The sequence below is a fragment of the Kitasatospora sp. NBC_00315 genome (assembly GCF_041435095.1).
Classification (GTDB): Bacteria; Actinomycetota; Actinomycetes; order Streptomycetales; family Streptomycetaceae; genus Kitasatospora.
In genome coordinates this window covers 2,242,852-2,254,427 of sequence record NZ_CP108025.1, presented here as the reverse complement: position 1 = coordinate 2,254,427, position 11,576 = coordinate 2,242,852, and the positions used below count along the sequence as shown (strand labels likewise).

General features: G+C 69.4%; 8 protein-coding genes and 2 pseudogenes. 8 read left to right on the top strand and 2 right to left on the bottom strand.

Features of this window, described 5'->3' with window-relative positions:
* Positions 1-2: 2 nt before the first annotated feature.
* The 4 genes from OG823_RS08990 to OG823_RS08975 are packed head-to-tail and all read left to right on the top strand — an operon-like array spanning position 3 to position 2,461.
* A complete protein-coding gene (locus OG823_RS08990; RefSeq protein WP_371478934.1) occupies positions 3-218 on the top strand; it encodes an MbtH family protein in 216 nt (71 codons plus the stop codon).
* 10 nt (positions 219-228) lie between these two features.
* The gene (locus tag OG823_RS08985) at positions 229-1,476 is read left to right on the top strand and encodes a cytochrome P450 (protein ID WP_371478933.1); all 1,248 of its coding nucleotides are present in this window, start codon (positions 229-231) and stop codon (positions 1,474-1,476) included.
* A gap of 32 nt (positions 1,477-1,508) precedes the next feature.
* Positions 1,509-2,261, top strand: coding sequence for an SRPBCC domain-containing protein (locus OG823_RS08980; protein ID WP_371478932.1), 753 nt, complete (start codon positions 1,509-1,511; stop codon positions 2,259-2,261).
* Positions 2,261-2,461: a hypothetical protein gene (locus OG823_RS08975; RefSeq protein WP_371478931.1), complete on the top strand. Its 201-nt coding sequence runs from the start codon at positions 2,261-2,263 to the stop codon at positions 2,459-2,461. Before OG823_RS08980 ends, OG823_RS08975 begins: the two co-directional genes overlap by 1 nt.
* 175 nt (positions 2,462-2,636) lie before the next feature.
* On the opposite strand, the gene OG823_RS08970 is transcribed toward OG823_RS08975, so the two are convergent.
* Positions 2,637-3,221 carry a site-specific integrase gene (locus OG823_RS08970; protein WP_371478930.1) on the bottom strand — a complete coding sequence of 195 codons (585 nt, stop codon included), beginning with the start codon at positions 3,219-3,221 and terminating at the stop codon, positions 2,637-2,639.
* A 408-nt stretch (positions 3,222-3,629) separates the two neighbouring features.
* Here OG823_RS08970 and OG823_RS08965 point away from each other — a divergent pair, with 408 nt between their 5' ends.
* Entirely contained in the window at positions 3,630-4,877 is a 1,248-nt protein-coding gene (locus OG823_RS08965) for a hypothetical protein (RefSeq protein ID WP_371478929.1), read from the top strand.
* A 317-nt stretch (positions 4,878-5,194) separates the two neighbouring features.
* Entirely contained in the window at positions 5,195-5,944 is a 750-nt protein-coding gene (locus OG823_RS08960; protein ID WP_371478928.1) for a class I SAM-dependent methyltransferase, read from the top strand.
* Positions 5,945-6,008: 64 nt separating this feature from the next.
* Here OG823_RS08960 and OG823_RS08955 read toward each other — a convergent pair.
* Positions 6,009-7,012: pseudogene (locus OG823_RS08955) on the bottom strand (IS5 family transposase).
* Between the two features lie 316 nt (positions 7,013-7,328).
* Here OG823_RS08955 and OG823_RS08950 point away from each other — a divergent pair.
* Positions 7,329-9,193, top strand: a pseudogene (locus OG823_RS08950) (APC family permease).
* Between the two features lie 227 nt (positions 9,194-9,420).
* Positions 9,421-11,454: an APC family permease gene (locus OG823_RS08945; RefSeq protein ID WP_371478927.1), complete on the top strand. Its 2,034-nt coding sequence runs from the start codon at positions 9,421-9,423 to the stop codon at positions 11,452-11,454.
* Positions 11,455-11,576 lie beyond the last annotated feature (122 nt).

Sequence of the window (11,576 nt, the reverse complement as noted above, 5' to 3'; positions counted from 1 at the left end):
CCATGACCAACCCCTTCGACGACCAGGACGGCACCTTTCTCGTCCTCGTCAACGACGAGAACCAGCACTCGCTCTGGCCGCACTTCGCCGACGTCCCGGACGGCTGGACCGTCACCCACGGCCCGGACACCCACGCCGCCTGCCTGGAGTACGTCGAGGGGGCCTGGACCGACATGCGGCCCAGGAGCCTCGCCGACGCCATGGACGCCCAGCGGTAGCGCGGCCGACGTGACCTCCACCGACACCCTGGACGGGGCCCGCGACGCCGCGGGCCCCGCCCGGCCGGACGACCTCGCCGCAGCCCTGTCCACCCCCGAGGCCCGGCGCGACCCGTACCCGCTCTACGCCCGCATGCGGCGCGAGGACCCGGTCCACCGCAGCGCCCAGGGCATCTGGTATCTCACCCGGTACACCGACGTCGAGGCCGCACTGGGCGACCTGCGGCTGTCCAACGACCGGGACCGGATGACCCGCGCCTTCACCGCGCTCGGCGGTGACCTCAAAGCACTCAGCCGGCTCACCGACCGACTCGGCCGGGTGATGACCAACACCGACCCGCCGGACCACGCCCGGCTGCGCAAACTGGCCAACAGGGCCTTCACCGCCCGGCGCGTCGACGCCCTGCGCGACGGCGTCCAGCGGATCGTCGACCGGCTCATCGACGAGGCGGTCGCGGCCGGACCGACCATGGACCTGATCCAGGCGGTCGCCTCCCCGCTGCCGATGTCCGTCGTCGGCGAGCTCTTCGGCATCCCGGACGAGGACCGGCCGCGGGTCAACAGCTGGTTCCAGCAGTTCGGCCGGCTGGCCGAGGACATCGACAGGTCCGAGGCGGCGATCGAAGAGTACGAGGAGTACCTGTCCGGGCTCGTCCGGCAGCGCAGGCGTGAGCCGGGCGACGACCTGATCAGCGCCCTGGTCGCCACCCAGGCGCAGGACGACCGGCTCACCGACTCCGAACTGCTGTCCACCTGCTTCGTCCTGATCACCGCCGGAGACGAGACCACCACCCACCTGATCGGCAACGGCACGCTGGCCCTGCTGCGCCACCCGGACCAGCTGGCCCGGCTGCGCGCGGACCCGCACCTGATCCGCGACGCCGTCGAGGAACTGGCCCGCTACGACACGGTCACCCAGGCGATCGTCCGGGTCGTCGCGCAGGACCTGGAGATCGGCGGCCGGACGATGCGGGAGGGCGAGCTGGTGTACCTGTTCCTCGGTGCGACCAACCGCGACCCCGAACGCTTCGAGAACCCCGACCGGCTCGACCTGTCCCGGCGCGGCAACCGCCACCTGAGCTTCGGCCACGGCCCGCACTTCTGTCTCGGCGGCCCGCTGGCCAAACTCCAGGCGGAGGTCGCCGTCGGCACGCTGGTCCGCCGGCTGCCCGAACTGCGGCTCGCCGCCGGGGCGGAGCTGGACTGGCGGCCCAACCCGCTGCAACGGCGGCTGTGCACCCTCCCGATCGCCTACTGACCGTGAACCACGACGAAGGAGCAGCACCGACGATGGCCCGAGAGTTCGAGGTCCGCCGGGAGCAGGACCTGCCCGCCACGACCCAGCAGGTCTGGGACGCGGTGGCCACCGGCGCCGGCAACCTGGGTTGGCTCTACCCGATGGAGGTCGAGCCGCGCGTCGGCGGAAAGGCCACCCGGGGCGACGCCACCGTCGTGGCCTGGGAACCGCCGCGGCACCTCGCCGTCCGGGCGACCCAGGACGGCGGGTTCTCCAACACGCTCAGCTACCACGTCGAACCGGCCGACCACGGAAGCAGCCACCTGCGGATGGGGATCCACTGGGTGCACACGGGCGTCGTCGACGAGGCCTGGGCCTGGGACGCCAAGACGGACGCGGCCGAGAAGCACGTCGACTTCTACCAGCACGGCCTCGCCGAGTACCTCCGGAACTTCGCCGGCCGCCCCGCCGTCTACGTCAGGGCTCAGCAGCCCGAACCCACCGCCGACCAGGCCGACTTCGCCGCCCTGTGCCGACGCCTCGGCCTCCCCGCCGACGCGACCGTCGGCGACCGGTTCACCCTTCGCGCCCCCGGCCCGGACCCCGATGAGGTGGTCGTCGACTGGATCAGCACCGACTTCCTCGGCCTGCGCGGCCCGGACGCGCTCTACCGGTTCTTCAACGGCAGCACCTGGAACGTGCCGATCTGGCTCGGCCACCACCTGTTCGCGGAGGACACCGACGAGCAGCGGACCACCAAGGCGTGGACGGCCTGGCTCAACGACACCCAGTCCCGGGAGCTCTGATGGGAACCTCCACACAGACGCTGCTCTTCGCCGCCGAACTCGTCGAGGAGAACGGCACGTACGCCCTCGTCGTCGAGGACGTGAGGAGTGGCACCGTCCAGACCACCCCGGTCCCCAAGAACATGGTCGACAAGCTCCCGACCTTCCTCTCCGCGCTCGCCGCCAAGCTCAACCCGGCGCCGCCGCGCCGCCGCTGGTAGCCGCTCGGGTGCGTCGGCCCGGGCGCCACCGCGCCCGGGCCGACGTCGCACCCGGACAACACCAAGACGATGCGGCGCGACCTGGTCCTGCTGCCGTGGGCGGCTCCTGTCCACGATCAGTCAGTGCCCGGCGTCGCGCGCGGGCCTGTGTTGGTCGAGCCCGATCGGCTGAGCGTCAGGCAGCCAGCCGAGCAGCTGTGTCTCCGTCCGCTACCGTGCGCCGTCGTTCGAGGTCCGCACTGTTGAGGGCGTTGGCGAGGGCGAGGACGGCTTCGTCGGCGGAGTGTTTGAAGAGGTGTCCGTAGAGGTTGATGGTGGTGGCGAGGGTGGCGTGGCGCAGGGTTTTGGAGACGATGGCGAGCGGCACGTCCATGGCGATCATGATGCTGGCGGCGGTGTGGCGCAGGTCGTGCAGCCCGATGCGGGGCAGGTCGATCTCGGCGGTGCGCCTACGGAGTTGCTCCAGCACCCACTGCGGCCGCAGCGGTGAGCCGTCGGCGTGGGAGAAGACGAGTCCTTCGAGGCGACCCTCGGGGTGGGCGGCCATCTGAATCCTGGCCTGGCGGTGGAGGGCCCTCATGACGCGGGGTGAGAGGCTGACCCAGGCGAGGCTGGCGGGTGTCTTGGGCTCGCCAAGGGTCACGCCGCTGTTGTTGACCGCAGCCAAGGTGAAGCGGACGAACAGAGCACGGTCCATGAGGTAGACGTCTTCCCAGTGCAATCCCAGGACTTCACCGCGCCGCATACCGGTGCCGAGCATGACCTCGAACAGGTCGGTGAGCTACCGTCTCCCGTCGTCGGGCCCCTGCCGACGTCCGGGCAGGGGCCCGACGACGGGAGACGGCCCTTGCCCCCACTGCCCAACGTCGCTACACGCCGGCTCAGGGACCTGATCGCTCAGCCGCCCGCCTGGGCGGGTCGGAACGACCCGCCCAGGCGGGCGCACGGGTTGGGATTCACGCCGCCCGGTGGTAGCACTCCTGGCGGTCCATCGGCTGCCGTGCTGCCGGCCGCGAAGAGCAGGTTGCGCACGAACGTCCCGAGCATCGTCGCCGCCAAGCACCTGCGGGACTACGGACGGGTTGATCAGCTCATAATTGGAGTCAGCGCCGAGCGACCCGGCGCGTCGTACCCGCCCCGGGTGCACTCACCGCGATCGGAGAGCATCGTGAAGAACAGCGCGTTGTGGCGAGTGGTCGACAACGAGAGTGGTACCCAGTCCATCGTCAGCACGCCCTCCGAGGTGGTCGCGTTCGTCAACAGCCGGATCGACACCGATGACGACGACGAGCCGTTCAGCATCACCGAGGTCGGCCCTCTCCTCCCGAAACCGCTCGGGGTCATCACCGCATGGGCCGCCAAGAAGGACGGCGAGCGAACCGACGGGCGTACTGCGCCGATCACCATCAGGCCGGTTGTGACAGATAACGCCATGGAGTGCGACGACGTCGTGCTCTGGGATGACGTGTATGTGTCATGGGACCACGACATGTACACCGTCGAGGGGCCGGACGGCTCCGAGTACAGCGAGGCTTACAGCGCAGCCGAGTTGAGCGAGATCCTCGACGAGTACGCCGGCGACTACGAGTACGTGCCTGAGTCTGAAGGGTCTGACAGCCATACGCGGCCGAACCCGCGAGAGTTGATCCGCTACGGCGCCCAGGAGTGTGCCGACCGGTTCGGGCACCTTGACGACGACGCACTGCTGTGGCTCGCTGCCACACGCATCACGCTCGCTGTGTGGCGCAACACACCGGTCGAGAACTGGCATGCCGGGAAGAGCCCGCTCCACGACGGCACGATGATGCGGATCAACGTGGCAACCACCCGAATCGTGCGCTCGATGCTGTCGTTCGACCATATCGACTGGATCGCTGTGGGTCTCGCGATCGTCAACCCGTCTCGGGTTCTACCGACCGGGCAGTCCGTGCTCGAGCTCGGGCTGGCCTGCCACAACACTGACGACCCGGCGCACGAGGTTGATCCGCGAGAAGAACTCGCGGAGATGGCACAGGATGCGATCTCATGGGGGCGAAGGTACCGCCTGCACGAGAAGGAGTTCGGCCTGCGAACCCTGATCGAATTCTTCTGCGCGTCCGACAACGGCTGGTTCGGAGCTCCGAGTTGGGGGCGCATCGTCGATCGCTTCCTTACGGCTGTCGACGACCGGGAGAATGCGCACTGGCGCCTGCACCGGGACGAGCCTTGGTTCGACGAGTGGTTCACCAACCGCCCGGCCGACATTGCGGACACCACGGAATTTCGTCGGCTGCTCCTTACCGGGCCCGACCTGCTGTCCGAGGAGGCCGCCGAATGGTGCGTGGAAGGTTCCATCGGCTACGTCTGCCAGGACGACCACGCGAACGACTGCTGGCGGTGCGGTGTCCCGCTGGCAACGGAGTCCCCCAGCGAGTGAACGTGGGCACCAGCGTAGGAACCTACGGATGGATCGAAATCAGCGAAGAGGAGCCTCGCCAGTTCGAGGCGCGACTCCTAGGGCGCGTATCGAGTAGTGATCAATGTGACTTCTTGAGGCCTGCGCTGAGGTGCCGGCCAGTGTGGGATAGGGACATGTCACGTTCCGTGCCCGGCCGGAACATGGATCACCGCCGGTGCTCCTCGGGGCCCCCGTCATGGGGGGCAGGTCGGAGCTCGAACGGGCGGCGCACCCTCATCTTGACTGTGGCAAAAGTGTGTTGCCGTTCCTCGGGCGGTGGGCAATCATCGCTGTTCATGCTTCAAAGTGAGATTTGGGATGACCAGGCCGCTCAGAGCTATGACGCCCCTGGGACCGGCATGTTCGCGCCGGCGGTGCTGGGGCCGACAGTGGATCGTCTCGTGGAGCTCGCCGAGGGCGGGCGGGTGCTGGAGTTCGCCATCGGGACCGGGCGGGTGGCAGTGCCGCTCGCGGAGCGCGGAGTCCCGGTCAGTGGCATCGAGCTGTCGAAGCCGATGATCGATCAGCTCCGCGCCAAGGCAGACGACGCGGCCATCCCGGTCGTCGTCGGCGACATGGCCACTGCACGAGTTCCGGGCGAGTTCCAGCTCGTCTATCTCGTCTACAACACCATCTCCAACCTGCTCACGCAGGCCGAGCAGGTTGCCTGTTTCCGAAACGCCGCACGCCACCTCGCGCCGGGCGGGCGGTTCGTCGTCGAGCTGTGGGTCCCCGAACTTCGCAAGCTGCCACCAGGTCAGCAGGCCGTGGTCTGGGAGTCGGCGACGGGCTACATCGGGCTCGATACCTACGATGTCCTGCGCCAGCAGGTCGTCTCGCACCACTTCCGGTTCGACACCGAGGCCGGCCGCGAGGCCCGATTGTTCCGCAGCCCGCACCGATACATCTGGCCGGCTGAACTTGACCTGATGGCCGAGCTGGCCGGAATGACACTGGAGTCCAGGCATGCCGACTGGACGGGAGAGGAATTCACTGCGGAGTCGCGCTCCCATGTCTCGGTCTACAGGATGGCCAGCCCGCTCTGACCGGGCGAATCTCCGACACCAGCGGCTCGTGATTGCCAGGGCACTGGCGCGTATCGAGCTGTGCTCACTGGGCGGTGCGGGTGAGGTCTTTGATCCAGATCATCGAGGCGCGTAGGTGGAGCCCGGCGAGGTAGCTTTCCGGGGTCTTGTCGTATCGGGTGGCGATACCTCGCCAGGCCTTGAGCTTGTTGATCAGGCGCTCGACGGTGTTCCGTTCCTTGTAGAGGTCGGCGTCATGGCTGACGGGCCGGCCACCTCTTGAACCCCTCTTCTTCCGGTTGGCGGCCTGGTCCCTCTTCTCCGGGATCACTGCCTTGATGCCGCGTCTGCGCAGGTGGGCGCGGTTGCCTCGGGACGAGTTGGCCTTATCCCCGGCGACGGCGTCCGGCCGGGTTCGGGGGCGGCCGACGGGCCCGCGGACGCGTATTTTCTTGAGCACGGGGATGAACTGCGGACTGTCCGCGGCCTGGCCTGCGGTCAGGACGAACGCCAGCGGGCGGCACTTGCGGTCGGCGGCGAGGTGGACCTTGCTGGTTTGCCCGCCCCTGGAGCGTCCCAGGAGGGCGGCCTTCAACCGGAGCTTGTGCCGACGCCGGACGCGTCGTCGTTCTTCGCGCTCGGGATCGGTTTCGGCGTCCTGCCCGTTTTGTTCTCCGAGGCTGCCCCCTTTGACCTGGCCTTCTCCTCCTCGGCGGCGGCCTTCTCCAGCGCGGTGAGGACATCCTGGTCCAGGTGCATCCCGGCGGCATCGTGGTGAGCGCGCGCGGTGGTGGAGTCGACGCTGACCAAGGACAGGTCCACCTCACCGCGCTTCGCGGCTTCCGCGATCAGGCCCTCCAGCAGGGCCTCGAAGACGCCTCCGTCCCGCCACTGCCGGAAGCGATTGTGCACGGTCGACCAGGCGCCGAACTCCTGCGGCATCTCCCGCCACTGCCCGCCCGTCCGAAACCGCCAGATCACGCCCTCAAACTGCTGCCGCAGCCGCTCGGGGTACGGGCCGTACTCACCGATCGGCAGGTACGGCCCGATGAACCCCCACTCAGCATCCGACAGTTGCACTCGCGTCATGCAGCAAGACCTACCGGCCCATGACCGCCACGAGGGCGAAACTCGCAGATTGATCACGACTCGATACGCGCCCTAGGCCCCTGATCCACCCGGCGCCGCGTGCCACCGGCGCCGGGTGTCCACAACCGCTGCCCCGAGGTGCTGTCCGTTTACGGCCGTAAGGCCGACGGCGCCCCGGGGCAGCGGCATTCCTGCGGACATCAAGGCCGCGTCAGGGCTCCGGGCGCGGACGTCAGGGTTCCGTATGGGCTGTCGGAAGCCACCCCGAACAGGGGACAGCATCCAGGCAGCACATTCGATCCACGGAGGTCATTCGATGTTCGGTGCCACCGACGCGCAGCCGTCCACCCACCCCGCCGGCGAGGCGGATCCCCCCGATACCGGCATACCGCCGGAGCGGCAGCGCGACCGGCTGACCGCACTCGGCGGCCTGGCGGCCCTCTCACTGGACGCGATGGCCTCGGTGGCGTACGGACCCGAGTCGATCGTCCTGGTACTGGCGGCGGCCGGCTCGTACGGACTGGGGTTCACCCTCCCGGTCACCGTCTCGATCGCCGTCCTGCTGGCCGTGCTGGTCGCCTCCTACCGGCAGGTCATCGCGGCCTTCCCCGACGGCGGCGGCTCCTACGCCGTCGCCAAGGCCCACCTCGGCAGACGGACCGCACTGACGGCCGCCGCCTCCCTCGTGATCGACTACATCCTCAACGTGGCAGTGTCCGTCACGGCCGGGGTCGCCGCCCTGACCTCGGCTTGTCCGGGCTGTACGAGCAGCGGGTCTGGCTCTGCCTGGCGGTTCTCGCCGTGGTCACCGCCGTCAACCTGCGGGGGATCGCGGAGTCCGCGCGCTGGTTCATGGCCCCGACGGCCGTCTTCGTCCTCTCGATCCTGGCGATCATCGTCATCGGCCTGTTCCGGGACGCGCCGGTGAGCACCGAGGCCGCCGCCGGCCACGGCTCGGCACTCGCCGGCAACGCCGCCGCCGTCGGCGCGCTGCTGCTGCTCAAGGCGTTCGCCGCCGGCTGCTCGGCGCTCACCGGCGTGGAGGCCGTCGCCAACGCCGTCCCGTCCTTCCGGACACCCCGGGTGAAACGCGCCCAGCACACCGAGGTCGCCCTCGGCGGCCTGCTCGGCGTGATGCTGATCGGCCTGGCCGTCCTGATCGGCCGCTTCCACCTCCAGCCGGTCGAGGGGGTCACCGTCCTCGCACAACTGGCGGACGCCTCGCTCGGCCACGGCTTCGGCTTCTACCTGGTCCAGTTCGCCACCGTGATCCTGCTCGCCTTGGCGGCCAACACCTCCTTCGGCGGCCTGCCGGTCCTGCTGCGCCTGCTGGCCCGCGGCAACCACCTGCCGCACGTCTTCGCGCTGCGCGCCGACCACCAGGTGCACCGGCACGGCGTGCTGTTCCTCGCGGTGGCCTCCGCCGCGCTGCTGATCGGCTCCGGCGGCGACGTGAACAGCCTGGTGCCGCTCTTCGCGATCGGTGTCTTCGTGGGCTTCACCATCTGCCAGATCGGCATGGTCAGGCACTGGAACCAGGAGCGTGGCCGCGGCTGGCAGGGCAAGGCACTGCTCAACGGCTTCGGCGCACTGCTCACCGGCGTCGCCGCCCTGATCGTCACTGGCACCAAGTTCACCGAGGGCGCCTGGGGCGTCTGCCTCGCGCTGCCGCTGCTCGTCCTGCTGTTCGAGGCCATCCACCGCGCCTACGCCAGGATCGGCGACCGGCTGGAACTCGGCCGGGTGCCCGGACCGGTCACCCGCCAGCGCTCGCTGGTGGTCGTCCCGGTCACCGTGATCACCCGGCTCACCCGGGACGCCCTGAGCGCCGCCGTCTCGCTGGGCGACGAAGTCCTCGCGGTCACCGTCGTCCACACCGCGCCCGACGGCGAGGACCGGCAGGCCGCCGAGACCCTGCGTCGCGACTGGGAACTGTGGCGGCCCGGCGTGCCGCTGGTCGAGGTGCCCGACGGGCACCGGCGACTCGGCCCGCCGCTGGCCGCCTTCGTCAACGAACTCGCCGCCGAACACGCCTACGACCGGATCACCGTCCTGATCCCCGAGGTCGAGCCGGCCCGGCTCTGGCAGCGCGCCCTGCAGAATCAGCGCGGCGCCGTCATCGACCGCGCACTGCGTCGGCACACGGACGCGGTGGTGTGCCGACTGCGGATGCGGATGTAGGCAGGCAGACCTGGCGGATTATCCGATTTCGGCGGCATGTCCGATTTAATCGGCATATCTTGACGATCCCTTAACGGCACCCATTAACGCTCCGGGGCGGCTCGCGCGTCGAAGCTGGCTGGCCTCTCTGACCTGCGGAAACAGTCAGGTCGGCGAGGTCATCGGAGGCTCGGTGTGCCGATTTCGGACCCATTGTCTTAACGCCGGATCCGCCTACGCTCGCCCATGTGTTCAATCTGCCCCAGGCGCTGAAGCGCCTCGTGATCGGTAGAGCCATGCGCAGCGAGGAACTGGGCGAGACCCTGCTCCCAAAGCGACTGGCGCTGCCGATCTTCGCGTCCGACCCGCTCTCCTCGGTGGCCTACGCCACCCAGGAGATCCTGCTGGTGCTCACCGTCGGCGGCACCGCCTTCCTCTACCTGACCCCGTGGGTCGCGGCGGGCGTCGTCGCGCTGATGGCCGTCGTGGTGATGTCCTACCGCCAGGTGGTGCACGCGTACCCGAGCGGCGGCGGCTCCTACGAGGTGGTCTCGAAGAACCTCGGGCCGAACTCCGGTCTGGTGGTGGCGGCCTCGCTGCTGGTCGACTACGTGATGACGGTCGCGGTGTCGGTGGCCTCCGGCGTCGACAACATCATCTCGGCCTTCAACGGCCTGGCCGACTACCGGGTCCTGCTCGCGGTGGGGTTCGTGGCCATCCTGGCCGCGATGAACCTGCGGGGTGTCCGGGAGTCGGGCAACGCGTTCGCCGCGCCGACGTACCTGTTCATCGGCGCCATGCTGCTGATGATCGCCACCGGCCTGGTCCGGGTGGCCTTCGGGGACGCGCCGGTCGCCGAGAGCGCGGCGTTCGGGGTCGAACCGGAGCACGGCAAGGACGCCCTGGCCGGCCTCGGCCTGCTGCTGCTCGGCCTGCGGGCCTTCGCCTCCGGCTGTACGGCGCTGACCGGCGTGGAGGCGATATCCAACGGCGTGCCCGCGTTCCGGGCGCCCAAGTCGCGCAACGCCGCCAGCACGATGGCCGTCATGGGCATCACCGCGGTCGTGATGTTCGTCGGGGTCACCGCGCTCGCGCTGATCGCGAAGGTGCACTACGTCGACGACGCCTGCCAGCTCACCGGCCTCGCCGGGGACTGCGCGGGCTACACCCAGCAGACCGTGATCGCGCAGCTGGCGGCATCGGTCTTCGGCGGCAGCGACAGCATCCTCTTCTACGTGATCCAGGCCGCCACCGCGCTGGTGCTGATCCTGGCCGCGAACACCGCGTTCAACGGGTTCCCGCTGCTGTCCTCGATCCTCGCCGAGCACCGCTACCTGCCCCGCCAACTGCACACCCGCGGCGACCGGCTGGCCTTCTCCAACGGCATCATCGCGCTCGCCGTGGTGGCCGGCGGCCTGCTCTGGTTGTACCAGGCGGACGTCACCAGCCTGATCCACCTGTACATCCTGGGCGTCTTCACCTCCTTCACGCTGTCCCAGATCGGCATGGTCCGGCACTGGAACCGAGTGCTGTCCACCGAGACCGACAGTGCGGTACGCGGATCGGCCCACCGCGCCCGGATCATCAACGGCTTCGGCGCGGTCACCACCGCACTGGTGCTGGTGATCGTCCTGCTCACCAAGTTCACCCAGGGCGCCTGGCTCGCCGTCGTCGCGGCCGTGCTGCTCTGGCTGATGATGCGCGGCATCCGCCGCCACTACGACGCGGTGGCCGAGGAGCTGGCCGTCGACGACCCGCACGCCGAGTCGGCGCGGCCGTCCAGGGTTCACGGCATCGTGCTGGTCTCCAAGCTGCACAAGCCCACCCTGCGGGCGATCGGCTACGCCGAGGCGTTCCGGCCCGACACCCTGGAGGCCGTCAGCGTCGCGGTCGAGAAGGACTCCACCGATGAGCTGAGGGCTCAGTGGGACGAGTTCGGAATCCGCGTGCCGCTGAAGGTGCTGGACTCGCCGTTCCGTGAGATCACCAAGCCGGTCGTCGGGTATGTTCGCGGCGTCCGGCAGGGCAACCCGCGCGACGCCGTGGCCGTGTTCATCCCGGAGTACGTGGTCGGCCACTGGTGGGAGAACCTACTGCACAACCAGTCGGCGCTCTGGCTCAAGAGCAGGCTGCTGTTCACCCCCGGAGTGATGGTGATCAGCGTGCCGTGGCAGCTGTCCTCGGCTCCCAGGGCCGACCGCCCGGCCCGCCGGGCCCCCGGCGCGATGCGCCGTGGCGAGCCGGCCCGGGCGAAGGCCGTCCCGGAGCCGGAGAACGTCTGACGTTCCACGGGTCGGGCCCCGGGCAGCTCCGCCGCCCGGGGCCCGACCCGTTCCGGACGACCTCTGGTCTCAGCTGTGTGACGCCGATATCAAGGACGCGTCAATGTCGCGGGGTCACCCGT